General features: G+C 68.0%; 19 protein-coding genes and 1 pseudogene. 8 read left to right on the forward strand and 12 right to left on the reverse strand.

Annotation, left to right across the window (positions count from 1 at the left end; all coding sequences use genetic code 11):
- Positions 1-56 precede the first annotated feature (56 nt).
- Genes S1361_RS00325 through S1361_RS00335 form a run of 3 tightly spaced genes read right to left on the reverse strand, consistent with a single transcriptional unit; the run spans position 57 to position 3,501 of the window.
- Positions 57-788, reverse strand: a complete 732-nt coding sequence (locus tag S1361_RS00325; protein ID WP_208029872.1) for a helix-turn-helix domain containing protein — start codon at positions 786-788, stop codon at positions 57-59.
- Positions 788-2,881, reverse strand: a complete 2,094-nt coding sequence (locus S1361_RS00330) for a coiled-coil domain-containing protein (protein ID WP_208029873.1) — start codon at positions 2,879-2,881, stop codon at positions 788-790. Before S1361_RS00330 ends, S1361_RS00325 begins: the two co-directional genes overlap by 1 nt.
- Positions 2,882-2,904: 23 nt before the next feature.
- Positions 2,905-3,501 (reverse strand): helix-turn-helix domain-containing protein, encoded by a 597-nt coding sequence (locus S1361_RS00335; protein ID WP_208029874.1) that lies wholly within the window; start codon positions 3,499-3,501, stop codon positions 2,905-2,907.
- 444 nt (positions 3,502-3,945) lie between these two features.
- Between S1361_RS00335 and S1361_RS00340 the strand changes: the two genes are divergently transcribed.
- Positions 3,946-5,067: a three-Cys-motif partner protein TcmP gene (locus tag S1361_RS00340; RefSeq protein WP_208029875.1), complete on the forward strand. Its 1,122-nt coding sequence runs from the start codon at positions 3,946-3,948 to the stop codon at positions 5,065-5,067.
- On the opposite strand, the gene S1361_RS00345 is transcribed toward S1361_RS00340, so the two are convergent.
- From S1361_RS00345 to tpg, 3 genes are all read right to left on the reverse strand, one after another.
- Positions 5,039-5,794, reverse strand: coding sequence for a DUF5131 family protein (locus tag S1361_RS00345; RefSeq protein ID WP_208029876.1), 756 nt, complete (start codon positions 5,792-5,794; stop codon positions 5,039-5,041). The genes S1361_RS00340 and S1361_RS00345 overlap by 29 nt on opposite strands.
- Positions 5,795-6,138: 344 nt before the next feature.
- On the reverse strand, positions 6,139-7,059 hold the full coding sequence (locus S1361_RS00350; RefSeq protein WP_208029877.1) for an HNH endonuclease family protein: 921 nt from the start codon (positions 7,057-7,059) through the stop codon (positions 6,139-6,141).
- Between the two features lie 330 nt (positions 7,060-7,389).
- A complete protein-coding gene (tpg, locus tag S1361_RS00355) occupies positions 7,390-7,962 on the reverse strand; it encodes a telomere-protecting terminal protein Tpg (protein WP_208029878.1) in 573 nt (190 codons plus the stop codon).
- A gap of 69 nt (positions 7,963-8,031) precedes the next feature.
- Between tpg and S1361_RS00360 the strand changes: the two genes are divergently transcribed.
- Entirely contained in the window at positions 8,032-9,099 is a 1,068-nt protein-coding gene (locus tag S1361_RS00360) for a TniQ family protein (RefSeq protein ID WP_208029879.1), read from the forward strand.
- A gap of 32 nt (positions 9,100-9,131) precedes the next feature.
- Here the strand turns inward: S1361_RS00360 and tap are convergent, their stop codons facing one another.
- Positions 9,132-11,192 carry a telomere-associated protein Tap gene (gene tap / locus S1361_RS00365; protein WP_243768986.1) on the reverse strand — a complete coding sequence of 687 codons (2,061 nt, stop codon included), beginning with the start codon at positions 11,190-11,192 and terminating at the stop codon, positions 9,132-9,134.
- Between the two features lie 306 nt (positions 11,193-11,498).
- Between tap and S1361_RS00370 the strand changes: the two genes are divergently transcribed.
- From S1361_RS00370 to S1361_RS00380, 3 genes are read left to right on the forward strand one after another with little or no spacing between them, the layout of a single operon-like run.
- Complete coding sequence (locus S1361_RS00370; protein WP_208029880.1) at positions 11,499-12,257, forward strand: TnsA-like heteromeric transposase endonuclease subunit; 759 nt, start codon at positions 11,499-11,501, stop codon at positions 12,255-12,257.
- Positions 12,254-14,626: a DDE-type integrase/transposase/recombinase gene (locus S1361_RS00375; protein WP_208029881.1), complete on the forward strand. Its 2,373-nt coding sequence runs from the start codon at positions 12,254-12,256 to the stop codon at positions 14,624-14,626. The genes S1361_RS00370 and S1361_RS00375 overlap by 4 nt, the downstream gene beginning before the upstream one ends.
- Positions 14,623-15,705 carry an AAA family ATPase gene (locus S1361_RS00380; RefSeq protein ID WP_208029882.1) on the forward strand — a complete coding sequence of 361 codons (1,083 nt, stop codon included), beginning with the start codon at positions 14,623-14,625 and terminating at the stop codon, positions 15,703-15,705. Before S1361_RS00375 ends, S1361_RS00380 begins: the two co-directional genes overlap by 4 nt.
- 120 nt (positions 15,706-15,825) lie before the next feature.
- Here S1361_RS00380 and S1361_RS00385 read toward each other — a convergent pair whose 3' ends face one another.
- Positions 15,826-16,851: a hypothetical protein gene (locus S1361_RS00385; RefSeq protein ID WP_208029883.1), complete on the reverse strand. Its 1,026-nt coding sequence runs from the start codon at positions 16,849-16,851 to the stop codon at positions 15,826-15,828.
- Positions 16,852-16,904: 53 nt separating this feature from the next.
- Here S1361_RS00385 and S1361_RS00390 point away from each other — a divergent pair, with 53 nt between their 5' ends.
- Positions 16,905-17,069 (forward strand): hypothetical protein, encoded by a 165-nt coding sequence (locus tag S1361_RS00390; protein WP_208029884.1) that lies wholly within the window; start codon positions 16,905-16,907, stop codon positions 17,067-17,069.
- A gap of 15 nt (positions 17,070-17,084) precedes the next feature.
- Positions 17,085-17,760 (forward strand): annotated as a pseudogene (locus tag S1361_RS00395) (transposase); the annotation flags it as partial.
- 9 nt (positions 17,761-17,769) lie between these two features.
- Here S1361_RS00395 and S1361_RS00400 read toward each other — a convergent pair.
- The 4 genes from S1361_RS00400 to S1361_RS00415 form a co-directional block, all read right to left on the reverse strand.
- Positions 17,770-18,777, reverse strand: a complete 1,008-nt coding sequence (locus S1361_RS00400) for a hypothetical protein (protein WP_243768994.1) — start codon at positions 18,775-18,777, stop codon at positions 17,770-17,772.
- Positions 18,774-19,343 (reverse strand): hypothetical protein, encoded by a 570-nt coding sequence (locus S1361_RS00405; protein WP_208029885.1) that lies wholly within the window; start codon positions 19,341-19,343, stop codon positions 18,774-18,776. Before S1361_RS00405 ends, S1361_RS00400 begins: the two co-directional genes overlap by 4 nt.
- 119 nt (positions 19,344-19,462) lie before the next feature.
- The gene (locus tag S1361_RS00410; RefSeq protein ID WP_208029886.1) at positions 19,463-20,242 is read right to left on the reverse strand and encodes a hypothetical protein; all 780 of its coding nucleotides are present in this window, start codon (positions 20,240-20,242) and stop codon (positions 19,463-19,465) included.
- Between the two features lie 241 nt (positions 20,243-20,483).
- Positions 20,484-24,824 carry a hypothetical protein gene (locus tag S1361_RS00415; protein WP_208029887.1) on the reverse strand — a complete coding sequence of 1,447 codons (4,341 nt, stop codon included), beginning with the start codon at positions 24,822-24,824 and terminating at the stop codon, positions 20,484-20,486.
- Between the two features lie 360 nt (positions 24,825-25,184).
- Here S1361_RS00415 and S1361_RS00420 point away from each other — a divergent pair, with 360 nt between their 5' ends.
- Positions 25,185-26,159: a hypothetical protein gene (locus S1361_RS00420; RefSeq protein WP_243768997.1), complete on the forward strand. Its 975-nt coding sequence runs from the start codon at positions 25,185-25,187 to the stop codon at positions 26,157-26,159.
- Positions 26,160-26,404: the final 245 nt, after the last annotated feature.

Below are 26,404 nucleotides of genomic sequence, written 5' to 3' on the forward strand. Positions count from 1 at the left end.
CCCGGCTGAGCTGGGCGGGGGCTGGCTAGGGGCGTTGCGGTCAGCGGGGTCCGGGATCATCTGGAGGCTGACGGCTGCCAGGTACGGATTTCGAGGTGGAGGATGCGCGCGTCCGGCTGGATGCGACCGGTCTCGGCCAGCCACTGGTGGATGGCTGTCGTGACGTCACCGCCCGCGGCATCGACTCGGCGGGCGAAGTCGGCCGCCTCGAAGCCGCCGGTCTGGGCGGAGCCGTAGGAGCGTTCCTCGGTGTGGTCGGCGCGTTGGATGACGCCACGGCGGACACCGGGTGAGTCGACGCGGCTCCCGGACGGGTGCAGGTAGCCGGTTTTGGCGAGGCGGACGGTGAACGCCAGGCGCAGACCGCGGCGGGCGGCTTCGGCGATCAGGGGGCGCAGGCGGGCGGAGCCGGAGGCGATGGCCTGTGCGCCGACGCGGCCGGTCCCCGTGCCGGTCGGAGTGATCAGAACGGCCTTGGTACGCACCCGGGCACGGGTACCGGAGGCTGTGGTGCGGCGGGTGATGCGGCGGCCGGCAATGGCGGCGAGCTCGGGCAGGTCGGTGATGCCTGCAGTCTCGACCGCTGCGAGGACTTCGCGGAGAGCCGGGACGAAGGCAGCGCCTTTGCCTTTGGTGTAGAACTGCGAGACCAGGGACGGATCGCGGTTGATGATCCGTGCGATGTCTCGTTTGGTGAAGCCGGCCCTCTGGAGCCGGTCGGCGAGCTGCGCGGCCTCGTTCGGCTGCCGCTGGTCTGGGCGTCGGTGTCGGCGTGAGCGGGGCGGCATCAGGCCTCCTGGGCGCTGCGGGCGAGGTGGGCACGTCCGGCGTCACGCAGAGCGAGGAGTTCGTCCTCGGTGGTGGGGGCGGGCATGGGGCCGGTGAGGTGGCCGCGCAGGAGGTAGTCGCCGGGCTGGTGATGGTAGGGCCAGTTCTGGGGCTCGGTGAGGTAGAGGGCGTCGGTACGGAAAGCGACGACGGTGCCAGGCGGGGTATGGAGGGCACCGGCATGGGTGTTGTCGTCGCGGTGGCGTTGGGTGAGCAGGGCGGCGCGGGCGCCCGACCAGATGGCGGCTGCCCATTCGGGATGGGCGTTGGGGTCGCGGGCGAAGCCGGTGGGCTTTTGCCAGGTGATGTGTTCGTCGTCGAAGGCGATGATTTCGGCGTCCGCGGGCACGTCACGTTCCATGCTGCGGGGGGTGGTGCCGGTGACCATGCGGGGGCGCTGGGCGAAGGCGCCGATGCCGTAGAGCAGGATGGAACGTACGGCTCGGGAGGCGAGGTGCGCGGCCCTCGCCTGCTGGGGGTCGCCGTGGAATTGGGCCTGGGCGGAGAGGTTGGTCCAGGTCTCTTTGAGTTTCTTGGCCCAGTCGTCGAGAGGTTTGCCGTCCTCCCACAGGATGCCGTCGAGGATGTCGATCTTCCACGGCTGGATGGGGTTGGTCAGGGCGGTGTGGATCTCGGGGCCGCCGGCCCAGGTGGTGAAGGTGGTTCCAGGTGTGGCCGGGTAGTGCCAGGCGCGGTCGCCGGGGGCGGGGGCGGGCAGCAGGCCGACGTGGTTCCAGGTGTCGGGGACGGTCACGCGGACCTGCCAGTGCCCGCACCCGTACAGGGCGCGCATCTGTTCCTTCTCCGACCAGGCGGCGAAGGTGGCGGCGGTGATGCGGCGGGGGGTGCCGACCGGGGACTTCCAGGTGTGCTTGGCGTAGGCGAAGGTGCGGTCGTACTCGACGAGCCGGGGCAGCTCGTCGGGGACGCGGGGCGGGGTGATGAGTTCGTTACGGCCCTGGCCCGCGGTGGCGTGCAGCAGGCCACGCAGTTCCTCGGACAGGACGGGGAAGCCGTCCGCGTATTGGCCGCGTTGGGGGATGGTGCGGGTCCAGAGGTCGCGGCCGGTCTGGGAGGGCGAGCCCATGATCACTGCGTCGGGCCAGTGGCGGCGCAGAGCCTGCCACAGCAGGACGAAGGCGTCGCGGATGGTGGCGGGGTCGTCTCCGTCGGCGTCGAACCACTCCCCCACCGAGCGGATCTCCACATGCTGCTCGCCGTTCTCGCGCTGGTAGCGGCCTACGGGGTTGCGGGCGTGGACGAAGTGCCCGGCCAGGCGGTCGCGGCCGCGGCCAGTGTCGGTACGCCAGCCCGGGATGGGGGCGTTCAGCCAGGCGGCGACGGCATCACGCAGATAGGGGTAGCGGTCGGCGTCGCAGTGCCAGGGGTCGCCAGCGGTGATGTAGATCCGCTCCACGCCTTCGGGGATGGTGTGGAAGACGGCGGTGAGGATGTCGGCAGCCGTGGCGTTGCCGAGGTCGAGATGGTGGGTCTGCTGGCGGTGGACCAGGACGCCGGTGCTGGCGTCCAGGAAGACGGTCGAGCGGGCCTGCTGGGTGAAGTTCGGCCGGGTGGATGCCAGGCCGGACGTGTGGGCGAGCCAGGTGTCTCCGGCGCCGCCCCCGGGAATCGAGGGCAGGGTGCGCGGCTCCTGCTCGGGGGACGGGATCCCGGCAGCCGCGATGGGCTCGGCTGCGGGGGGCGTCATCACGGTGGGCGGCTGAGTCTTCGAGGAGGTGGCCGACCCGGCGGTGGGCGCCACGGTCTGCTCGGCCTGCGCGGGCTGCCCGGGCTGCCCGGGCTGCGGCGCAGCGTCCGCTGCGGCGGTCAGGCTGTCGGGGGCCAGGGCGGGCGCCAAGGCCACGACGTCGGCGACGCTCAGCCCGGCGGCGGGGGCGATCCGGTCTGCCTTGGCCTTGTCGTAGGAGGCCAGCCGGGTGATCCGCTGGTCCCGGTCCGCCTCGAGCTTGGTCAGTTCCGCCCGGGCCTTCTTGATCGTGTCCCGCACGGTGCGCAGCTCTGTGAGAGCGGCGCTGTAGCTCTGTGCGTCCATGAGGCTTCCTTATGGGGGGCGGTTCAGCCGGTGGTGTGGGTGGTGATGTAGGCGATCGCCCCGCCGGAGTCGGAGGGCAAGCGGGTGCCCAGCAGCAACTCGGCAAGGTGCTGGTCGCCGTCCGTGCGGGAGGTGAGAGTGATGCGGGGTGCGGCCAGGTCGGTGACGTAGCCGGCCAGACGGGCCTGGGAGAAGGTGTGGCGGCCGGTTGAACTCTTTTCCCATGCCTGCAGGCCGGTCAGGACGGCGACGACGTAGCCCGACAGGGTCACGGGTAGCACTCCCCCGGCGGCGACGCTGACCGGGTCGCAGCGCCACCAGCCGCGCAGGGCCTTGAGCAGGTCGTCGGGGGTGAGGGTGGCGGCGAAGCCGATCCAGGGCCGGTCGGGCTCGGGGGCCGGGCGGGCTGCGTCGACACGTAGCACGGCGATCTCCGTGGCGTCCAATTGTTCCAGCGGGGCGCGTCGGCGGGTGGCGAGGGCTTGGACCGTGTCCAGGGGGATCATGACGCGTACGCCACGGCGGGACAGGCCTGGCAGCAGGCGGGCGCGCACGAGGCGGCGGAAGGTGGTGATCGCACAGCCGAGTTCGTCTGCCGCCTGCCCGGTTGTCAGCAGCATGCCAGCCTCCCCTCTGCAAGCGGACTCTGTTATCTGATCGGGGACTCACTCTAGTGCGGCGACTAAAAGCGCGTCAAAGGCGCAGCAAATGAGACGATCAGCGCCCCACAGCACCGCGCCTGCCTTCGGCCGCCAGTCCCGAGATGGCCTTCAGTGGCCGGGTTCGGAGTGCGCCTTACGGACTGCCCAACGATGAGATCCACAGGATTGGACTGTGACCAGTCCGCTCCGCTTGGGACTGATTCCGTGACGGGGCCCAATCGGCCGCCCCCTTCCCTGGGCAGATCCCATCGTCGACGTCCTACAAACGCTGAACGTCCGGCTCTCTCAGGGGCCGATACGCGGTCTTTACGTTGAACGTTGTTGCGCCCACCATCTGGTACTAGGGGATGCGGCTGGCACGTGCCAGCCGCCGGCTGCGGCGATCCTGGACAGGGGGCACGGATGGGCGTGTTATGGAAACTGGAGCCAGCGACCGCAGCCAAGCACCGGTTGTACCAGCGGTACCTGGACGCCTGGTGGCCGATCTTGCTGCAGACCTCCCAGAGCAACGGATACTCCCGGCCCCGGGTCACGCTCCTGGACGCGTTCGCCGGGCCGGGGCGCTATGAGAACGGCGAGCCGGGCTCGCCTGTGTTCATCCTGGACCGCCTGCTGCACCATGACGCGGCCGATCGTATGCACCTCAGCCCGCGGCGGGTGCATTTGATATTCATCGAGAAGGACCGGGCGCGCCACGAGCACCTGATGACAGAACTCGTCTCCTGTTTCGGGCCGCTCAGGGATCTGCCGGTCCGGGTGGAGGTGCGGCGCGGCGACGCAGGTCGCGACAGCCTCGCTCTCCTCGACGAGCTCGGAGCGTGGGGCCAGCCGATCCTGGGGATCTTCGACAGCTGGGGCAGCGTGAACGTACCGCTGCATGTGATGTCCCGCATCGCTCGCAACCGGTCCAGCGAAGTCATCACCACTTTCGGGCCCAACTGGTTCAGCCGCCGCGAGGATCTGAACGCCGGCATCCTCGACGCGGTCTTCGGTGGCCGCGGCTTCTGGAGCCCTGCTGCGGACGAACTGCGCCCCGACGAGAAGTGGCGCGTGTGGTTGCGCACCTACCGGGATGCGCTGCGCCGGGCCGGCTTCGGTTACCAGTTGCAGTTCGAACTCGTTCCGCGTACTGGGCAGCCCCTCTATCTCGTCTTCGGCACCGGCAGCACCGCAGGCCTGAGGGCGATGAAGGACGCCATGTGGAAGGTCGACGAGCTTGATGGCGAAAGCTTCCGCGACCCACGCACCCGAGGCGCCAAGGCAGACGGGCAGCTCGACCTGTTCCAGGCCGCAGGTCTGATCGACGACGAGCTGGCCGAACTGGTCGCTCAGCGGTTGAGTGCCGGGGCCACAACGGTGGAGGCCATCGGCGAGTGGCTGCTGGCGGAGACCGCCCGCTGGATGCCGAAGCATGCTTTGCAGGCGGCTCGGCAGATGCGGCAGGACGGCGTGGTGACCGTCCAGTCGCCGGGCAAGCTCACGACCAAGAGCCGGATCAGCCTGCAGGCGCAGGTTCGAGCATAGGCATCTGGTCCCAGGTCCGACCCTGAAGGTGCCGACCAGACGCCTTGGGGGTCCGGCCTCCCCACTGTTTGAAGAAGAAGGCCACGTCGGCTTGGAGGCAGGCGTCCCGGATTCCTGTGACCCATTCCTGTTCCACGGGGCGGAAGCGGGGACCTGACTCGCCTCCGGCGATAACCCAGTGAATGCCCGCCAGGTCCAGTCCGTCCAGAGGACCGAGCAACGGCTCGCACGATAGGAAACGCACCGTGGCCGGGACCTGCCGCAGGTCGTCGACACGGGACAGTTCCTTGGCGCTCTCCACGGACACACCCATCCACAGGTTGGCCGGCCACTGTAGTCGGTCGGCGACCTGACGCAGTCGGCGTGCTCGCTTCGTGAGCACTTGATAAGTGTGTTGTGGAGTCTGCTCGATGACCTCGAAGACCTGCCGGACATAATCCAGCGGTACGCGGGCGTGGAAGAGATCCGACATCGAGTTCACAAACACTGTGCGCGGCGCCTTCCAGCCCAATGGGACCCGCAGCGCGTCCGGGTGCACGGTCAGGCCGAAGCCGGGGCCGGAGGTACGGGGGTCACCGTCGTTCTGGTACTTCGCCGATCCCATGGCCTTGAGCCGCTTCGCCAGCGTCAGCGCGTAGCAGTTGTCGCAGCCGTCCGAGACCCGGTCGCAGCCCGTCGTGGGGTTCCACGTCGCTTCGGTCCACTCGATCGGACTGCGGTCACTCACCCGTCGGCTCCCCATCCTCCTGCGGTCACGGCCGCCCGCAGGCCCGGTGTGCAGCCTGTGGTGTGTTCAACGAGCGATCAGGCCGCCAGACATCGGCATCCAACCATCCGTCGCTGCAGGCTGTCACAGGTTCTCAAAAATAGAACATGGGCACTATTTTTGCGAGGTGTGCGTGCCGTCAACGACCTATTCGCCTTTGTGACTGAGCACGATGGTTGGCCGTTGGGCACGCTAGTTGGCGGCCGAACGCGACAGCTGGCGCGCAGTCGCGTCTAGATACCGCTGTTCGCTGTGACTGTGACAGCACCGTGGCAGCGGAGCCTGTGGCTCTGGTTGCCAGCGTGCTACGAGACGTGGAGGTCCTGCTCCCAGTTGACGATGGTGCACTCGCCCGCAGACAGGTCGGCCGGATCGTCCGTGAGGTCCCAGACAGCCACGATGGAGAAGGTGCCGCTGACTACAGCGTCGCCTTGCAGCTCGTCCGTCCCGTCACCGTCGGAGCTGCTACGTACCAAGGACGCTGAGAGGCTGCCCTCAAAGGTGCCATTGAAGGTGAACTCGATCTCGCCGGCGAAGCGGCTGAAGTCGAGGGAGTCGACGTCAAGCGTGATGAAGTCATCGGTGGGCGGCCCCGCGGTGATCGGGTCGCTCGATTCGGCGCCCTCGAATCCGGCGGTTACCCGGTTGTGAATCTCGTCGATTAGCTGCACAACCGGGGCTTGGAGCGTGTCGGCCAGTTCTGTCTCGCAGACCTCTTCCAGCAACGACACCGCGGAACGCCCCCGGCGGTCCAGGGTTACGTCAACGCGCTGGTATCTTCCCGTGTCTTCGCAGACCGCCACCTCCACCTCGCGGAAGGATTGGTAGTCACCGAGTCCCGGATCCATCATTGCCAGGATCTGAACGACGGCGGGAGCGTGGTCCAGGAACTCCTGTCGTAGGCCCGGATCGCTAAGATCCGCCGTGGCGGCTTCCAGCAGATGTGCGGCTACTTTGCCGGACAGCCCGAACCTCTGTACGTGAGCGATGACCTTGGCCCGGTGCTTCTCTGCCGTCTTCAGACGGGTCACCACGATTGGGGCGTCGTAGGTGTCGTTGCTCTTATTCTCCGCCCCGTTGCACGGAGTGCAGATGGGCGCGAGGTTCTTCGGATCGTGGATGTCAAAATCGTGCGGCAGGCCGTAAGTGCGCTTGAGTTCGCGCATTCGGGGTTCGCTGACGTCCTTGGGGATGATGTGGTCGATCTGGACGAAGCCGAACTCCACCGGCTTTGAACACCAGTAGCACTTCGAGCCCCACACCTCCCATAGGGCCAGGCGCAGCTCCTTGTTGGGGCCTCCCTTTCTGTACCGGACATTGCGGACTGCTATGCGAACCATGGTGCCCCCCGGGCCGCTTGTTGCACGTACGTCCTTTCTACCTCAGGTGCTGAGGATGCGCCGACCAGTCCGCCAGAACCGGGCGAGCCGGCCTGCACTTCAGGTCCCCGCGCCTCCGAATGCGGATATGGGCACTGGCGAGCAGCGCGTGAGGGCAACCGGGATCAACCACCTGCTCCCCGGGTCATTGCGGGGCACGGGAGGAGCGGGACGATCTCAGTAGTAGAACTCCAGGAAGTCGATGCGGTCGAGGCTCACGCTCTCGCGGGGGTGTGCGGGCCGGCCGCGGTGGAAGTAGCAGATGCTGAGGGCGTCGTTGAGGATGGCTTGCAGTTCTGATTCCGGTGCTCCGATGCGCCGGGCGGTGAACAGGCGTTCCGGATAGGGGGCGTCCAGGTGCAGGCTCAGGAAGCGCAGGCGGGGGTCGTCGCTTGATCCGGCTGTTGCGGTGAATCCCAGCCATGCGCGGAAGCTGAGTGTCATCTGGCCGCCGTTGGCGAGGATGGTGGCGTGGGCGCGGCGGCGGACGCGGGGCTGCCACATCCGGACGATTTCGCGTTCCACCGCGTAATGCAGCGGGTGGTCTTCCGGTACCTGCTGTGCGCCGAGCAGGGCGTCGAAGTAGGAGGGAGTCGTCTGGAGCCGACGGGCCAGGGCAGCAGGTTCGTAGTGCTTGAGGAGATAGGTGAGCCGGGCTCGCATGGAGTGGGGCGGGTTGCGGGTCCAGTGCCGGGAGTCGGCCCGGTCGAGGGCTTCCTGGACGGTGTCGGCGCTCAGCCTCAGGGGCACGGCGGGCAGCTTTCGTGGTGGGTGGCTTGTTTGTGTGGCGCCGGCGGCGGGGGTTGTGACGATCGCTTTATGAGGATCGAGAATCCGCTCGCGCGGCTGCCGGGACGTGTGGTGATGGTGCGGGGCGAGACGGTCGCGTCGTATCTGTGGCGGCTTGCGGTGCGCAATGGGATGGCCTTCGAGGAGCTGGCTCAGTACATCGGTGCGCCGAGGACCATCCGGGCGGTTGATCCGGGTGTTGAGGAGGTGCGTCTGGGGCCTGTGGCGCGTCAGCGTCTGGCGGAGGTTAGCGGACGGTCCTTGCCGCATCTGGAACGGGCGTTGGTGTCGCTCGGCGACAGCGGTATCGGTCCCCGGGCCCGCCACCAGGTGAAGGTGGAAGCCTGGCCGGAGAGCTGGATGCCGGTGCAGGCCTGTGGGTTGTGCGCGGCTGGGCTCGGTGAGCGTCCGGTGTGGCGGGTGCCTGGTGGGCAGTGGGCGGTGTGTGTGCGGCACGGACGGTGGACGGCTGTGGGTCGGGGGCAGTTCCAGGTCGGCCTGGGGCGGTTGCCGGAGGTGGTGGAGGCGCACGTGCGGCGGGTGGGTCTGGAGCGTCGTACGGGTCTGTACGCGCGGGCTCTGCTGGCGGATGCGCAGCAGGTGGCGGTGTATTGGTGGCAGTGCCGTCAGATGGCCTGGCGTGGGGTGTGGCGGGCGCGGCAGGAGGTTTTGGGGGTGGATCGTTCGGCGCTGTGGGCTGTTCCCCTGGTGGTGTATCCGGAGGCGGTCGTCGTGGCGGAGGCGATGGCCGTGCGGGAGCGGCAGCGGGCGGTGGGGCGCAGTTTCGCGGGCGGTCCTGCGGGGTGGTCGACGGGGCGGTGGGTTCAGTGGGTGGGTGAACGGCTGGGGATGGGTGAGGAAATGGCTGCCGGGGGGCATCGGGGGCTGGAGGCGTGGCTGATGTCGCACCGCAATACGGTGCCGGTCGTCGAGCGTGTGGCGCGGCAGGAGGCGCGGGCGCATCCCCGGAGTGTGCCGTTGGCGTTGTTGGAGCCGCATCGTGTGGTTCCGGTGCATGGTCCGCTGGAGGAGGCGTCGTGTCTTCCGTGGCGTTTGGGAGCGCGGATGACGAGCATGCCGTGGCGGCCGGCACAGTAGGTGTGGGGCAGGTGGCATCGGCGCGGGAGAGGTCAGGCGTCGGGGGTGGCTTTGATGTAGCGGGCGGGGTTGAGGCCTTGGGTGTGCTGGTGCTGGTACCAGGCCATGGTCTGGACGCCTTCTTCTTTGACGAAGCCGGGGTTGACGCCTAAGCACAGCAGTCCCTTGATGCCGGTCTGGTCGGGGCCGGCGGGGACGACGTCGAGGGCGGTCGGCTGGTGGGCGGGGTAGATGACGCAGTCCGAGAGGACGGCAAGCGGGCTGCGGCCGGTCTCGGTGAGCATTCTGCGCATTTTGCGGTGCAGGGTGACGCGGGTGCGTGAGATGACGGCGGCGCGGATGTCGGGGCGCCAGGTGGGCTGGTTGAGTGCGGGCCAGCGTGTGTAGGGGGCGGCGGGGGGACGGGGGCCTTCGCGGAGTTTTCCGAGGCCGCCTTTTCCTGTGGCTTTGATGGCTGCGAGCAGGGCGAGCAGGGCGGGGTCGGCCGTCGAAAGTTTTTTCATGGCGGCCAGGTAGTTGCCCTGGGGGATGTCCTTGTGCACGCCGAGGTCGGCCATGGTGGCGAGGTAGGCGTCTCTCAGCCGCGTGTACCAGGGGTCCAGGTACGGGCCGTGATCGTCGCGGACGTAGGCCTCGATGGGCCGGACCTCTATGTTGAGTTCTTTGGCGTAGGCGAGGGTGATGGTCGTGTACCAGGCGGGCCTGGTCGGGGCCTGGCCGGTGGCGGTGAAGGGCGAGGGCAGGCGCGGGTCGTGCGGGGCGTGGCTGAGGTCGCAGTACCAGGCGCCGGGAGTCTTCTCGTCGAAGGCGGGTGTCGTGACATGGCGGGGCGGGGCGTTGCGGCCGACGGACAGCCTGGATGCGGCGACGATAAAGGCCATGTTGGTGTCGAGTCCGACGACGTGCGGGAAGTCGGCTGTCTCCTGCTGGTCGGGCGGGCGGCTCCAGTCCCAGGCTTCCTCCTCCATGGCCTGCTCCGGCGGGCGGCCTTGAGCCAGGGGGTGGGCGTCGGGGGCTTCTGGGGGCGCGGGCTCGAACGGCTTGTGCAGGGCGCCGGGGTTGGGCCCGGACACCCATTTGAGGGTGGCCGGGTCGTAAGTCGCTTTGGTGGGGGGCCGCAGGGCCGTCATGAGTCTGACGCCGCAGACCGCGGTGGAGCCGCTGGGGGTCAGGAGTCGGGCAGCGTAGGTGCCCAGCAGCCGTGCCAGGTCTGATGGCGGCAGCGGTGGGAGACTCCACCCGTCCTGGGACAGGGCTCCCCAGGCCATAACGGCAACGTGTACCGAGGCGCGCTTGTTGTTCACGACCGGCCGGTAGATCCCCGCCCACGGGCCGAAGCCGCGGCGGGTGAGGAGAAAGCCTGCCTGCTCCAACTGCGTCAGGACGGGATGGCCGGTGGGAAGGCGCAGGGCGGTTCGGTCCTCGAGGTGGGTGGGCAGGTGCAGTGCGGCCATGGCTGCGGGGGTCAGGACGATGAGCGGGTCACTGTCCTTGCCGTGGGGGGACAGGCTTTCCTGGTGCAGACCGCTGCGCAGCGTCCACTCCAGCAGGCCGACGAGGTCGTCCGCGTCCAGGGGCAGCTGGGTGCCGTTGGTGAAGTGGGCGACCAGGAGGTTGTCGTGGTCGATGACGGCCAGCGGTCCTGTGGGCGTGACGGGGGGTTCGCTGGCCACTGACGGGCGTGGTGATGCTTCGGCGGATGCGGGGAAAAGCGTCGGCTGCTGCGGCCCGGCGGGCGGTGCTGGCGGTGCGGGCGGTGTGGGTGCGGGTGCTGCGGGTGCTGCGGTGCTCTCGCCGGGGACGGGCTTGTCGTCCCGTTTCGGTTTCTCCAGGTGCTTGAGGCCCTTGAGGAGCCGCGCGTAGGCCGTGCGACGGATACCGAGCGGTTCCCGCTTCCCGGCCTCCCATGCCTCGACGTCCTGAGCCTGGCAGACGAGGGTGTCCGCTACCTGTGCAGGGGACAGGCCCGCGGCCTCGCGCAGCCGGGTCCGTTCGCGGGGCGGCGGCAGGGGGGTGCGCCGGGCTGCCAGGTCGGCGAGGAGCCCGTCCACGCGGGCGTGGAGGTCGGAGGTGTCGGGGTGGTCTTCTCGCACGCAGCCGAATCTGGCAGGCCGGCGGCGTGCGCCGTCGGCATCCGGTCATCGTGGATCTTGTGGCGGCGGGTGCGGCCCTGGACAGAGCGGGCATGCGGCTGGCGTGGGGCCGTCCAGGTCAGTGGTCTGCAGGGGGAGGTGAGGGTGGTAATGGTCTCGCCCTGCGGGGCGTCATGCCGGTCGTCGACGGGGCGGCCGACGGCTTTGAGGATGACGGCATTTAACCCTTTGCCTTCCCCCCTGCACTACAGTCAACCCGCCCTGCAGTTACTGAAGTTGCAGGGGCCAGACGGATGCGGGAGCACGATGGCTGAGGCGTTGACGGTGGTCCACCGCCTTGAGGACGGCAGCAGGAGCATCACCGTCCCCGTCGCCCGGGCTAGCTCGGTCGCGCTCTCTCGCACTGGCGAGGTCTGGCGTCCGGCGCATCATCCTGCTCAGCGCAGCATCGCCACCTGGTGGTGGGCCGCCACGACCGGCAGGCACGTGGGCTGCCGGTCCATGAACGTGCTGGCCGTGGCCATGCTCTTGGATTTCACTCCCGCGGTGACGGAGTTCACCGCCTGGTCCGCGAAGATCAAGTGGCGTGAGCGGGGCCGTGAACGCAGCCTCGTGCCGGACTTCTTCGCACGCACGGACCAGGGAACGACCCTGGTGATCGCCTGCCCGCCGGCAAGCGGTCCCAGTCCCCGGTGGCAGGGGCAGCAGCAGGTGCTGCGCCAGGCGTGCCGGGAGGCGGGCTGGGAGCTGGGGATGCCGCGGGTCCCGGCTCCGATGGCTCTGGCGAACCTGCGGTGGGTGTCGCGCTACCGGCATCCGCGGTACGGCGACCGGGAGGTCGAGCAGGCGCTGATGTCTGCCTTCCGGGCTCCTCGCCCGCTGGAGGAGGGGATCAGGGCCACGGGTCTGCCGCGGCTGTCGACGCTGCCGCGGCTGTACCACCTGCTGTGGCGGCAGAGGTTGACGTTGGAGTGGAACCGAGCGATGGGGCCGGACAGCGTGATCGGCGTGTCGGGCCGTGTGCCGCCGGCGATGCGTCGCCCCGTAGAGACGGAGGCCGTGTGACCGGGATGCTCACGCCGCGGCCACAGCCCGCCGGGGTCGCGCCGCGGGGCATCGTGGCGCCGGGTGACCGGGTGCGGTGGATGGGCGACCGGTACACGGTGACGGCCCTGTCGGGCACGACGGTGCACCTGGCGCCCGCACCAGGCAGCACGGCACCGCCGGTCGCGTTGGTGATCCAGCTCCTGGCTGCGGCAGCGGACTTCGCCGTACTCGACCAGACGGGCGCGCCCACGTCGGACGGACCGTTGCCGACCTGGTCGATGCTGGAGGGCATCAGTGCTGACAGCGCCCGGGACGCGAGGATCTGGCGTCGTCACGTCATCGAGGTCGAGACCGGTCTGCTGCCGGACATGCCCGAAGGCAGCACGCCCCGCGAAGGCTACGACCCGGCCCGGTTCACTCTGATCGAGCGATACCAGCGCAAGGCCGCAGAGCTGAGCGCAGTGCTGGACTGGTCGGTGTCCTGGAAGACGGTCCAGCGCAAACGGCTGGCCTTCCTCAAGGAGGACATCTGGGGGCTGGTCGACAAGAGGTCCACGCGGAAGAGCACGCTGCACGGGCGTACGGATCCGCGGGTGGTGGACCTGCTGCTGGCCCTGCACGAACGCCAGGCCCGGGAGCAGGCCGCCACGGACGCACGCACCCTGTTCAAAAGCCTGCGGCGCGCCGCGAGTGCCGCACCCGGCCCCCGGATGAAGGTGCCGGCCGATCCCACCCTGTACGCGCTGCTCAAGCGGCTGGGCATCGACGCGATGCAGCTGCGGGACCCCACCCGGCGCCGCAAGGACCGGCTCAACCGACCCGCACCGCCGTTCGGGGTGACCACCGCCACGGCCCCCGGCGAACTGGTCCAGGTCGACTCCACAGCCCTGGACGTGAAAGTACTCGGGGACGACGGCCGGCCCACCCAGGTGGAGCTGACAGCAGCCATCGATGTCTTCACGCGCAGCATCATCGCCGCTGTGCTGCGACCCAAGACCGCAGGCCGGCGCCGGACCCGGCAGCAGACCCGGGCGCTGCTCAGCACAAACACCACCGCGGGCCGTGCCACCAAAGCCGTGGACGCCTCTCTCCTGCTGGCCCTCTGCATGATGCCCGCGCCGATGCGGCCGGGCTTCGATCCGGCGGCCTCCGCAGCCCGCTCCGACCTGCCCTATGAGGAACTGCTTGAAGTCGACGCGCGGATGGAACACGCCGCGGCCCGTCCGGTGATCATGCCGGAGACCATCGTGATCGACCACGGCACGGTCTTCGCCGGTCAGACCTTCTTCGACGCCTGCTCCTTCCTCGGGATCACCGTCCGCCCGGCCCGCAGGCGCACCCCGACGGACAAGGCGATCGTCGAGCGGACCTTCGAGTCGATCAAGTCGGGCTTCAGCCAGCACATCAACTCCTACACCGGGCGGGACTTCAGCCGCCGAGGTAAGGAGACCCCTCTGGAGCGGCTGTGGACGCTGCAGGAACTGGACGACCTGCTGCAAGAGTGGATCGCGGTTGGCTGGCAGACGCGGCCGCACGACGAGCTGCGCAGCCCCTACGAGCCGAACCTGCCGCCGCTGACACCGAATCAGATGTACGCCGCAGGCGTGCAGGCGGCGGGCTATATTCCGATCCCCCTGGGCTTCAACGACTACCTGGAGCTGCTGCCCACCGCCTGGGTCGGGGTGCGCGACGACGGTATCCGCTTCAAGAACCGCACCTACGACAACTACAAGGGAGAGCTCGGCGAGGGGATCCGCAATGCACCGTCGGGGCTGAAAGGCAAGAAACGCGACGGATGGGAGCTGCGCTACAACCCCAACACCCCGGAGCAGGTGTGGCTGCGTGACCACCGCTCCGGCGAGTGGATCACAGCGGTCTTCAAGTACCAGCACCTGATCGGCGCCCCGTGGACCCAGCATCTGTGGGACACGGCCACCGCGGAACACATGGCACGCGGCGGCCGGCACACCGACGACGAGAACATCGCCCAGGTCCTGGCCGAGTTGCTGGAGCGGGCCGGACAGGGCCCGGACGAACCCGGCACGGTGCACGTGCCCGACGGGTACGGGCCGGTGCCCGGCTACGGGACCGTGCCTGCACCGGCCGACGGCGCGAGGGAATTCGACCCCTTTGCCGGGGCGGACGCGCTCGACCTGTCGGCGCTGGGCCCGCTGACCGTGCTGGAAGTGGACCAGCCGAGCCTGTACGCCCCGCCCCCGCTCACGGGCGGGCCGGACCCTAGGTCGGCCCCTTCCGGCGGCACAGACGCCGAAGCGCGCCCGCCCCTCGCGGGCCTGGGTGACCTCGATGACAGCCTCGACAGCACCGCGCGTCTCTTGCTGGACCTGCCCGCCGAGACCGACCCTCCTCAGGAGACGACCCGATGACACCGCCGGTACAGGCCCTGAGCGACGACATCCCCGCCCTCGTCCCGGACGACGACATCCGCCTGCTCGTCGACTCCCCCGCCCCCACGCCGGTGTTTGCCGCACCCCGCCCGTTGTGGCTAGACACGCTGAGCAACTGGCGTACCTTCGCCGCATTGGACCGCACCCGCCCGGACCTGGCCGACAGTCCGCCGCCCGACGCGAAGGTCAGCGACAACGACCTGCGGCTGCGCTATCACGCCCTGATGCCGACCGTGGTCACCCCCGCCATCGGGCGCGCGCTGGTCGTCGTCCACCAGCACCTGCTGTCCAACCGGGAACGCACCCACGGCAAACCCGGCGTCATCATCGAAGGCCCCCGCGGCACCGGCAAGACCGAAATCCTGCAGTACATCGGCCGCTACTACGAAAACAAGATCGCCCGGCTGTACGAGCCGGACGAGAACCGGGTACCGGTGATCGCACTCCGGGTCCCTCCCCTGACTCGCGGCGGCCGACGGAACTGGGCCACCTCCTTCGCCTCCTTCCTCGGCCTCAAACACGACGGCGGAACCGACCCCACCCGCTCGGTCTGCCATGTAATGCGCAACAGCTCCACCCTGCTGGTCCTCGTCGACGGTATCGAGCAACTGCGGGCCGGCGCGGATGCCGAGGAGTCGCTCGCCTACCTGGAAGAAATCAGTGAGAAGACCGGCGCCACCTTCGTCTTCGCCGGCCGTGCCGCCCGCTCCATCGTCGATCCCCTGACCCGTGACCGCGAGACCGCCCTGGCCGACCACGAGGAGATCTGGGGCGACTACGCCAGCCTACGGACCAGCCGAATCGGCTACGACGACGAAGGCCGCAAGCTGTTCGCGAAAATCGTCCGCGAATTCGACAAACGCCTGTGCCTGCACCACCATCAGCCGGACGACCTGACCAACCTCCACGAATACCTACACCGACGCAGCAAAGGCTACATGCGGGCCCTGTCCCAGCTCGTCAGCCAAGGCGCGCAGAAGGCGATCTGGGAGAAAAAGGAACGCATCACGCAGGACCTGCTGGAGACCCTGGCCATCGGCCGCAGCAACATCATCTGACACCCCGCCAGGAATTCTGCAGGGAGCGAATGTGCGCCGGACGCTGGTCCTCTTGCAAAGAGGCCGTCCGCCGGATCCTGCAGTAGGCAGGCCGATCATCTGGAGGCGCCCAGGTGTTCCTCAGCGCATGTTCGCTGCCTCGTCGATTACCCAGACCGCCTTGCGAACCTTCTGTTCAAGATCCTCGAACGCGTCCTCAAGAGCCGCGAGCTCTGCGAACAGCGCGTGCTTGTCCTCCATGCCCTCCATCGCAGTGGCCCTCTCGATCCAGGACCGGACATCCTTCATGGTGAGCGGATACTTCCGGCTCCGGAGCGCCTGCTTGTCGAAGATCGCCTCCAGATCGTCGTCCTCGATCTGCATACTCCGAATGCCGTCGCCCGGGATCGCGCCGCCGGAGGTGTTCTCCTCAATGTAGGCAAGTCCCGACTCAAGGTCATCAAGACGTCCGAGAAGATGGTCAACCAGCGCGGTCCTCACCGCCCTTAGGTCCAGGCCCACTTCCTCTCGCAGCTGCTTCGCGACCCGCTGGGGAAGTTCGAAGGGGTTCTGGCGGTCGGAAGAAGTGCCGTCCTGGAAGCGTGCCAGCTCGGGGCCGGGTGAGTCGTCCCCTATCAGCATGCCCAGTTCGTAGTGATCGAGGACGGTACATGCGGCGTCGAAGTAGATCAAGACGGCGGGACGAATGACTTCGACTCGGTGCTGGTCACGGTGGTAGGTCTCATTCCGGTAGTCGTGCAACTTCTTCAGCACCGGCGCGAGGTCTTCGGGGAGCTTCTTCTTCCCGACCAGGAAGTCGATCCTCTTGCCGAACTCGGTGGTCTTCTTCCGCTGCGTCGTCGAGGTCACGATCTTCTCGAGCCTTTGGATATCCGCGCGGAGCTCGTCGTCGCTCGGCCCTGATGCACCGAACTTGCGGTTCAAAGGCTTGTCGCTCTTGCGCATCGCTTCTAGCCGGCGGAGCTGCTGGAGCCGGTCGAAGTCGAAACGCTCGGCGTCGAAGACGGCCTCGGCCATGCGGTGCATGATCAGTTCAACGGCGCTGTCCAGCAGAATATGGGCCAGCCGCAGCTGCGGGACCCGTCCGACCTCGATGAGGCGCTTAACCTCTTCAAATTGCACGATGACCAGTTCGAGGCGCTTCATCGCCGTGTGCCTTCCGTGTTCTGCTCAGCTCCGAGCCGGGACCCTTCACGGTAGTGAGCGGGCCGTGCGGCAAGCACCTGAGTTTCCGCGGCACCGCGCCGACCACGGAGACGGCGACCGCGACCGAAACGCGGCCGCAGAAGAACGTCGCCAAACTCAAGAAGCGGGTCGCCGGCCTGACGGCGGAGAACACCGCCTTGAAGGACCAGGTCACCTAGCTCGCACTCCCGCTCATTGCCACCCGTGGGGGTGACCGCCGCTGCAAGCTCCCGCCTCACCAGCGTGCTCTCGTCGGTTGGGTCTACCTTCGCAGGCACGACGCGCTCGCGCAGATCGCCGCCGGCTTCGGTATATCCGTCGACACTGCCCACGCCTACGTCACCGCCGTCGTCGGCATCTATCCCGCCGGGCGCCCGAGCTGCTGCGGGTCCTGCGGGAAACGGATCCCGTTCACGTCCTGCTCGACGGAACGCTCGCCGAGTGACCAGGCCGGTGACAGCCGGGCCGACTTCTCCCAGAAGCACCGGCGCCACGGCGTGAACGTGCAGGTCGTTGCCGACCTGCGGGCAAGCAGCTGTGGATCTTGCCCGCACTGCCCGGCCGCACGACTTGACCGCGGCCCGCACCTACCGCATCACCCGAATCTGCGAACGCCAGGGCGTACCCGTCCTCGCCGACCGCGCCTACATCGGGGCCAGCTCCTGGGTAACCACGCCGATCAGACGGCTCCCGCACCAGGACCTCACCGCGACCCACCGGACGATCAACCGGGCCCTGTCAGCGGCAAGAGCGCCGGTCGAACGCAGCGTCGCGAGACTGAAGGCCTGGCGCGTCTTCCGCAGAGCCCGCTGCAGCCCTCACCGCATGACAGTCATCGCCGCTGCCGTCCGCACCCTGGAGCGTCAACGCTGGAAACGTTCAGTCAAATCCACTGCAGGGGTGGAGGCACCGGTAGCAGCAGATGTCTCTGCCGGACGGGTCCTCTCCCAGGCACTGCAGGAGGGCATCGCGACTCATCTCGACCTTGAGGAAGCGGGCTAGGGGGTCTCTGGGCCGGGAGACCAGACTCACTTCGTGGATGTGCAGCTCGGACATAACGGGCCGCGGAAAGGCGGAAACGGTCTCACCGTCGGTGTGTGGACAGCTGATCTGGCCACACGCGTTGCATGTTCCGTGAGCATCATGCCGCACGGTGGCCTCGTACTGGGTGTCGAGCAGATGCTGACAGGTTTCGATGTCCTGTGCGCAGAGGGAACAGTTTCGGGTAGAGGTGAAGCCGGCAGACATGCCCCATCTGCTGTGCATGAGCGTGAGCCGGCATACATCCCAGTAGGTGTCGTCGGAGTACTCGATGTTGCAGCCGAACAGTCCGCCTACGAGGGCTGCGACGTGGTGAACGTGTCGGTGGGCGAGTTCGGAAAGCTCGCTGTCCTCGAGGAAGTTGTAGGCGTCGACAGCACGGGCCAGCGAGGTGCGTGCCGCCGCTTCCAGGTCGTGCCACGGGTAGGTGGGCTGGCGCGTGTCATGCGGTAGGTGCAGAGAACGCACCATCGCCGTGTACTGGTAGTGGCTCCACCGGTCGGAGGTGGGTGGACCGGCAGACCAGGAAGACGGCAGGGTACGTACTTCGATGTTGGCTCGCAGTTGGCGTCGGGCCCGCGACCACACGTGGATAAGGAAGTCCCGTTGTGCGTTCATCATCCACAGTCCGCGGCGGTGGAGTTCCTCTGTCGTCGACGCCCAGGACGGAAGGTGGGCCAGCGACAGGCCCCAGGTGAGAGAGATGCTGCGACAGAACTGTCCGTACAGGCGCATGGATTCCCGCAGGGCCGCCACGCCATCCTTGTGCATCATGGCCTGGCGCACAGGGCCCGATGCCGGGGGCAGAGGGACCCCGGTGCGGATGACGAGGCCGGAGACTCTCATCCGGTGGTGTCCTCCGGAGCGACATCGTTCGGGTCTGCCGGGGGAAGCTCGGCACGGGCCGGGTCGGACACGGCCGCTTGGATGAGGGTCTCGATGTCTGCCAGCCGGCTGGTGATCTCTAGACCGCGGATGGCCGTCTCGTTCTCGGTCCGGACGATCTCAGCGATCTTGACCGTCACACGCGCCTCGTCGACCTCCTCATCAGGGCAACTGGGCCCCAATGAGGAGCGCGCCCGCTGCCAGGCAGTCAGAACGATGCTCTTAACCAGATCGGTGGTGAGGGTGGTGACCACAGCGAGGCCGATGGTGGCCACCACCTCGGTGGCCCCGTACTCACTGAGATAGCGGCGGTCTTCTCGCGCGCATGCGAAGTCGATGTCCACGCCAAGGTGTCGCAGTGTTTTGATCAATCCGGCAACATCGTCCCGGTAGAGGGCCATACCGTCGATGCTTGAGTCGGGGAGCAGAAACACGCGGTCGCCCGTTGGGGCAGTCAGCACCGTCGCGGGCAGGTGTGCCGCTGAGATGTCCCAGCGTGTCAAAGCACCGGTGATCTCTTCGGCCATCAGCAGGAGCCCTCTCGTGACTAAGTGTCGTGCGCGTGCAGAAGCCTATAGCGGGGCGGGGCTACTGCTGCCTTCATGCTGGCATCGCATCCTGCCGCTACCGTTTGTGTCTCAGCTCATCACCGTGGAATCTCGCCCTCGATGATGGCCGTGATCTTGTCGCTGAAGAGCTGAACCCAGTTGTCCTGTTCAGGCCCGTACAGCGGGTGACGCACGTGGGGGACACCATGGCGGCAGAGGTCTCGCAGATCGACCGCTGTGACGTCGTCGCCGTACTGGAGCCACTCGTCCACGGTTGCCCATCCAAGGTCATCGAAGACGGACTCGCCCAGGCGCTCTTCGTACCCGCGGTCGCTGGGTATCAAGGCCCACGCCAGGGGCCGGAAGTAGACCTCGGAGAACACGTTGTAGTGCAGCCTGCGCCCCAGCACCCGGTAGTTGTTGAACATGCTGGCCAGGCGTGTCCACCTCAGGGGATACAGGGCCATGCGCAGCGAGGCCCCGTCGGGCAGCGCGATGTGATCGCGCCGCTCGCGAAGGTCGACAGCGAGACCCGGGAACATCACCCGTAACTGAGGAGTGGTGGCGAACATCCCGATCAGGATCGACCGGGCGACCCGGCCTGGGGCGACCCGCACGGGCGGCGCTGGGTCAGCCTGCGGAAGGTGCAGGAGCGTGCGCGCGCGCTGGTAGGTGTCCAGTGCCTTGGCGAAGTCGCCATAAGCGCTGTCGTAGTTCAATCCGGCGAGACTGTTGCAGTCGCCACAAAGGCCGCGCATCCACATGCCGCCCGCAGCGAGCCGACCGAGGCTGCGTGCGTTGTTGTGGACCCGCACGGTTGCGCTGGTCACCCTGCCCCGGTTGCCGGCCACTTGAGGCGGCACATGCGCCTTCGTCATCTCCCTTACCTCGCCGCAGAGACCGCACGGGCGAAGGCCCGGTGTGCGCAGATCAACCCCCAGGGTGCCGGGAGGTCGCTTGTCAGACATCCAAAAGAGCGTAATGGGCCCTCACGTCCGGTCGCTGGCCTTTATGAACGCCCGAGCGGGACTGGGCCGGCGCGCTGCGCGTGCACAGTCCTGATGCCTGCGCACCGGCCGCGGCCCTTCCCTGCCAGGGCCTCCTGCTGATGCGAACGGCTTAAGAGGCGCATGGCCGGAGGCTCCCCTTGCAGGGAGCGTGCCTTCTGGACAGGAAGACGATTGTCAGTCTGATCGGACGGTGAGCGCTGGCCGGATCTGCGGCGCCTCCAGGGTAGTGATCGTTCACGGTCCGGGCTGCAGGCAGGCCCAGGCGCCTACGCTGGCTCATTCGCCGTTTTGCGCCAGTCGCTGTCTTCACCAGGCAGTCGGCAGTCCAGTACATGCGCAGCGGCCAACAGCACTCGTTACTGGTCAGTTGGCGTATCTGTTCGTGTTGCTCGCGGCGGACGTCGTCGATGTCGTGGTTGGTCGCGGGGCAGCTGCGTTTCTTGGTGTTCCAGCGGGTGCAGTGGAAATAGCCGACGAGGAGCAGACCGGCGGTGTCGGGTTCGCTGAGGTAGGCGCGCAGTTGGGTGCGGGCGGTCGTGGGCAGTTCAGGGTTCCAGCATCCTTTGGCTTCGATGATGACTCTGAGGGTGTGCTGGCCGGTGTCGGCGAGCGCGGGGGCTTCGATCTGTATGTCGGTGCGCAGGCCGGGCAGGCCGTCGCGTCGTACCTGGACTTCCCGGTTGACGACGACGCGGTGGCCGCCGATGTCGCGGCGGAGGAAGGAGGCGACGGCGTCGCTGAGGTCGTCTTCCCAGCAGGGCCAGCACTGGGTGGCGGAGGTGAAGCGGTGCTGGTTGCGGTTCCAGAGGGTGACGGCCGTTCCGTTGTAGCCCTGCAGGTCTTCCTCCAGGACGGCCAGGGATTCACGGACCAGGTCGAGAAGTTGGCGTGCGTCGCGGACGAGACGTGTTTGGTGGTCGGTGGCGAGCCGGATCAGCTGTTCTGGTTTGAGGGGCCGGACGCTGTGGTCTGCTGCTGTGCGGGCGGTGTCGCGGGCGAGCATGCGCAGTTGCCACACCTGCGGATATGCCTGAGCGAGCCGGTGCAGGGCGGCTGCCGCCCGGTGGGTACCGCAGGAGGCAAGGCTGAGCGGCAGGTGGCGCAGCAGGTCGACGAGGCGGTCTTCTTCCTGGATGAAGCCGCTGCGCAAGGGCCGTTGCAGGCGTTCGACGCCGACGTTCTCCAGCAGGAGGGTGTAGAGGTCGGCAAGAGCGTCTTCGTCAAGGTGGTCGAAGGGCGAGCTGTCGGGCCCGGTCGTCAGGCCAGCCAGGAGGTCGCCGTACTCCTTGAGGACCGCGGGATCGCCCAGGCCGCGGCGCAGGGCTGGCCAGTGGTCAGGAAGGACGTTGTGGCGTAGCAGCGTGCGGGCGGCGAACAGCCATCGTTGCCGTGGTGGCGAGCCGGGCTCGTACACGCCCGGGTCGGTGCCCAGGGCGTGTATCAGGTGGCCGAGGGCGTCCGGGTCGTTGGCTGCGTCAAGTTCGTCCATGACGGTCCACCACTGCTCGGGGCTGCGGTCGCGGTGCAGAGCCCAGGTGTGCAGGAGGGGTCTGAGACCCAGGGAGGGGTCTTGTCCCAGGGCGCGGGCCAGGTCGCGGAGGAGCTGGTCTGAGGTGTGGTTGAGGGCGTCCAGCAGCAGCGGGGGCATCTGGTTTCCGGCGCGCGGAACGCACAGCCGAAGCCAGGTCTGCTGGATGTCGCGTTCGTCGGCCCCGTAGACGGTGGTGCAGGCGAGGGCGATGGCCCAGCCAGCCCAGTGCGCGGGGTCGGCGTGCAGCGCTTGCGGGTTGTCGACGAGGGCGAAGGCGGTGAGTTCGGCAGTCGGCGAGCGGGTGGTTGTGCCTAGCCGGAAGTGGGCAGCGGTCAGCGGGGGGAGTTCGGTCAGGAGGTGCATGGCCGCATCGTCAAGGCGCCTGGCAGTGCCGGTGGCGGCGGCAGGGCGTGAAGGCGCCTGGGCGGCGAGGGTGAGGAGGCCCGTCATTTGCCGCGCTGAGGGTGAGCCGTCGGGTGTGCGCCGCAGGCAGCGCAGCAGCTGGTTCCATGCGGTCAGGACGCTGGGGCCGCGGGCGGCTAGGACCTCGTCGAGGGCCGTGTCCATGGCAGCCGGGTCGAAGCGGCTTTGCTGCCGTTGTGCTTCGACGTGTGCAGTGCGTTCTTGCTGGTTGTGCCGGTAGGTGTCCCAGAACGTGGTGACGGCGGCGAGTGTGGGGTGGGCGCGACGCGCGACGTCGGCACGTGCCGTGCTCTTGGGGTCTTCAGGAGGTTCGAACCGGACAGCCTGCCGCGCGCGGTCCGGGCTGATAGCAGTCAGCTCGTCCCAGTGCTCCATCCAGTACAGCAGGTCCGTGGAGGGCAGGAACGCCCCGCCGGGGATGGCTGACAGCAGAAGATAGAAGGGGTCGTCATCGCCGTGCTGGAGGAGATGGCGGGCGAGAAGGCGGCGAGTATGGGGACAGCCGTCCAGTGCCTGGGCCAGTTCCTCAAGGGCGGTTTGCAGGGCTGAACTGTGCAGGAGGTCCTCGTGTCCGGCCAGGCCGAGCAGCCCTTCCCCGATGAGGGGCACCAGGTTGAGGGCGGGGGTGTCCTCGTTGAGAGTGACCGCGCGGGTCAGTACGGCCAAGGCCAGGCTGGGGCTGGCGTCCTGGGTGGCTCCCGCCTTCAGGGCGTGCCCGGCCCATCCGGCTGCTTCAACGATGATGGATGTGTCGAGTTGTGCCGAAGCCTCGCGGCGCAGGAAGAAGGCTGCTCCCACGTAGGCGGGGTCCGGGTCGCGAATGCGATCGAGGTAGTCGGTCACGGTCAGGTGGCCGGGGTAGAGGTGGCGCAGTGCCGCCGCAATCACCTCGGGCGAGGCGTCCTGGGACAGGCCTGCGATCCGGGTGAGAGCGTCCGGGGTGGGCTCGGTAACACCGGCCAGGGCCGCGGTGCGCACGCCCGTGCCGTGGCGGGCGTCTTCGGCCACTGCCAGCAAGTCGTCGGCCAGCTCGGGACACGGGCAGGCCCGGGCGATACTCAAAGCCGCATACAGCAGATGGTCCGCGCCACCTTCCTGCAAGCGGGGACGCAACTGGTCAGCCAAGCCGGTGTGGTTGAGGCGGTGCAGCAGGCTGTGGTCAAGGCTTACCGTGTCATCCCGTTCCAGCAGGGCAAACAGCGCGTCGACCGTGCGCTCCCGTGCGGTGTCGGCAAGAGTGGGCAGGTCAGCCAGGAGCAGGACGAGGGGGTCGTCGCGCAGCATGTCGGCGAAGAGCGTGGCGTCGCTGGTGGCGCGCCAGGCGGCGACTTCCTGGTGGGCGGGGATGATGTGGCGGGCCTCGCCATCGCCGATCCACAGCAGCTGGCGCTGCGGGTGCGGCGGCAGGTTACGCATGCGCAGGAAGTGCGCAGCAAGGAATTCGCGGTAGCTGTCGTGGGCGAATACCCAGCGCAGGTCGCCGGTCGGGACCAGCAGGCTTGACTCGGTCACCTGGCGCAGGTTCCACAAGGTGCACGGGACGCGGCCGCCCAGGTGCCCGGGTTCGTCGGAGTCGTCGAGGCGTGACAGCCGCAGGTCTGCCGACGTGGCCGAGTCGTCGGTGACGGGGGCATCAGTCACGGCGGTGAACGGGCCGAACTGCATCGTGGCGGCCAGCCGGGCCGCGACGGCCAGCAGGTGTTCAGGGGATGCCTGAGCCTGCAGCTGCCGCGGGTCGGTCGAGCGACGCTCTTCAGCGCACAGGCGCAGACACGCCCCGAGGTAGGCGTCGTGCACCGTTGCCGGCAGGCGAGCGTCGTCGGCATAGCTGTCAAGGAGCTGCAGCAGGGTGACCGGATGGGTGGCCAGCGCGATCAGACCCTTCTGCTGGATCGACCCGAGGAGAGCGTCGGTGTCCGCCACACCGACCGCCTTGGCCGCGACGGCTACGTCGTCCCGGCCAAGTGGGGCCAGACCCATGATCTTTATCTGGTCGGGTTGCCAGCGTGTGCGCAGGGCCTCTTCGAGTCGCCCGGGCCAGCGTGCGCTGCGACAGGTGATCCGCAAGCGAAGCCTCTCGCGGTCCCGGTCGGACACATCTTCGAGCGCCTCCTCTAGGAGCTGGTCCAGCTGAGGAAGGTCGTTGAGGCCTTCGTCCAGGCCGTCGAGGAGAACGTGCCACTCCCCCGAACCCGCGGGAGGTGTCAAAGCTGCCTGCAGGCGCCTCTGCGCCAGCCGGGTCGTGGTGCACTGTTTCAGCTCCAGCCAGGCGGCATGCAGACCGTCGGCCAGCAGAGCATCGTGTTCCTGGCGGAGAGCGTACGTCTTGCCCATGCCGCGTTCGCCGCGCAGGACGATGACCGCCGTGGCCCGCTCCTGGGCCAGCAGCACACCGGCCTCGGCGCCGCTGGGCGCCCATCCATAGCGGCCCTGAGCGGGCGGCTCGTCCAACACGAACACCCGCCGTTGCCAGGGAAACTGATGCTGTCGCGTCAACGTGCTCTCCTGACGGGTGGGGCCAACTGGCTGGTGCCAGCCTAGAACTCAGATGGCTGGCCGAACCCGGTTCTGGAATGCGGCCTCGCGGGCTCCGGCGGCAGAGGACAACGCCCGAGGGACGTCTTCTGTCACCGTGCGCAGGGCCGGCCGTGGGACATTTCCCGGAACTCGGCCCCTTGGGCCCCTGCCGACACAGTGAGGTGGTTAGGCGAGCACGTTCCCGGTGGCGGCGGTGAGGTCCTCGCTGCGGCGCCGCTTAGGTGATACCACGCTGCCCACGCTGTGTGATGGCGCCCATCACCGTTTCGTCCACGCGGCGCTGGTGGTCCGCCTGCCAGGCAGTGAGAGGCTGCTGCCATGCCTATGCAGCCTTTCGCAGCCGACTGGGATCGCGGCGCCATACATCAGGCCGAGCAGTGGAATTGGCTCGCGGTCGAAATAACCGAGATTCGGCGATGCGCCGAGGCCGGCGATCAGGCCCACGACCGCCTCGCCCTCATCCTCCTCGACCACCTGGTTGAGGTGGTCATCGGCCGCGAGGTCAACGCCCGGCTGGCCCTCCAGGTCGCTGACAGCGTCATCGAGGAGATGCGCCGGTTCCGTGACAGCGGTGGACAGCTCACCGAGGAGCTGAGCCGGCTTGTCGACGAGCACGTGGGACCGGATCGCCGCAAGGCTATGGACGACCACCTGCACGAAAGAACCAAGTTCCTGAAGCAGAAGGGCGTGCTGACAGCCTCGGAGCGTGAAGTTCTTGACCGGCTGCACCAGTACCGCAATGCGGCATACCACCGGGACACGCTGGAACCGGATCTGATCTCAGATCTTGTACTCGCCTACAGGGTTCTGGCCGACGAACTTGTCGGCCGGCACCGACCGATCGCCTGGCCCCTAGCATCCTCGGACCCCACTCCTGTCGTGACGCCGCAGCAGCTTCGGAGTCAACTCACCGAAGGGGTCGATGTCGATGTCAAAGCGATGGCTCACCGGTTTCACGGTCACGCGGTGAAGCGGGTGCAGGCCGTCATCGCGGCCGTGGCCACCGCGCAGCAATTGCTGGGTGTCAACAGCTCCGGAGAACCGGATCCCTCCCTCCCCGATGACGACATGGCCCGCATGCTGACCGGACTCAACGACGTTTCCAAGCACCTGCCGTCCTGGGCGAAACAGGCAGAGGGATTGAAGTCCAAGACGTCGTCACTCACCGGGCTGATGATTCCGTTTATCAACCTGGACCGAGCCCTGAACCGTATCGAACCGTCCGTCAGGCGCCTCGAAATGATCTTGGACGACTGGGAGCAGCAACGGATCGATGAACTCCGCGGCAAGTAATTGCGCCCCGATCAGACCAGCGCGCAGGGCCGTCATCTCGGTGCGAACAATCCGGCTGGCCCCTCCCCCCGTAGTTACCGCGCCGAGTTCCGAAGGCCGCCCGGGCACCGGCGCCACCGTTTTGACGCACCTCCTGCGATCACAGCCAAACATTCTTACGTCATGCTCGACGCCGAATGACTGTCGGCTGGGCGTGCTAGAACGTGGACGGCCGGCACGGCCGCCCCGGACGCCACACTGGCCCC

The sequence above is a fragment of the Streptomyces cyanogenus genome (assembly GCF_017526105.1).
Classification (GTDB): domain Bacteria; phylum Actinomycetota; class Actinomycetes; order Streptomycetales; family Streptomycetaceae; genus Streptomyces; species Streptomyces cyanogenus.

Excerpts from the sequence above, each read along its gene's own strand:
- S1361_RS00325 (WP_208029872.1), bottom strand. The coding sequence starts at position 788 with ATGCCGCCCCGCTCACGCCGACACCGACGCCCAGACCAGCGGCAGCCG.
- S1361_RS00330 (WP_208029873.1), bottom strand. The coding sequence starts at position 2,881 with ATGGACGCACAGAGCTACAGCGCCGCTCTCACAGAGCTGCGCACCGTG.
- S1361_RS00335 (WP_208029874.1), bottom strand. The coding sequence starts at position 3,501 with ATGCTGCTGACAACCGGGCAGGCGGCAGACGAACTCGGCTGTGCGATC.
- S1361_RS00340 (WP_208029875.1), top strand. The coding sequence starts at position 3,946 with ATGGGCGTGTTATGGAAACTGGAGCCAGCGACCGCAGCCAAGCACCGG.
- S1361_RS00360 (WP_208029879.1), top strand. The coding sequence starts at position 8,032 with ATGAGGATCGAGAATCCGCTCGCGCGGCTGCCGGGACGTGTGGTGATG.
- S1361_RS00370 (WP_208029880.1), top strand. The coding sequence starts at position 11,499 with ATGGCTGAGGCGTTGACGGTGGTCCACCGCCTTGAGGACGGCAGCAGG.
- S1361_RS00380 (WP_208029882.1), top strand. The coding sequence starts at position 14,623 with ATGACACCGCCGGTACAGGCCCTGAGCGACGACATCCCCGCCCTCGTC.
- S1361_RS00385 (WP_208029883.1), bottom strand. The coding sequence starts at position 16,851 with ATGAAGCGCCTCGAACTGGTCATCGTGCAATTTGAAGAGGTTAAGCGC.
- S1361_RS00400 (WP_243768994.1), bottom strand. The coding sequence starts at position 18,777 with ATGAGAGTCTCCGGCCTCGTCATCCGCACCGGGGTCCCTCTGCCCCCG.
- S1361_RS00405 (WP_208029885.1), bottom strand. The coding sequence starts at position 19,343 with ATGGCCGAAGAGATCACCGGTGCTTTGACACGCTGGGACATCTCAGCG.
- S1361_RS00410 (WP_208029886.1), bottom strand. The coding sequence starts at position 20,242 with ATGACGAAGGCGCATGTGCCGCCTCAAGTGGCCGGCAACCGGGGCAGG.
- S1361_RS00420 (WP_243768997.1), top strand. The coding sequence starts at position 25,185 with ATGCCTATGCAGCCTTTCGCAGCCGACTGGGATCGCGGCGCCATACAT.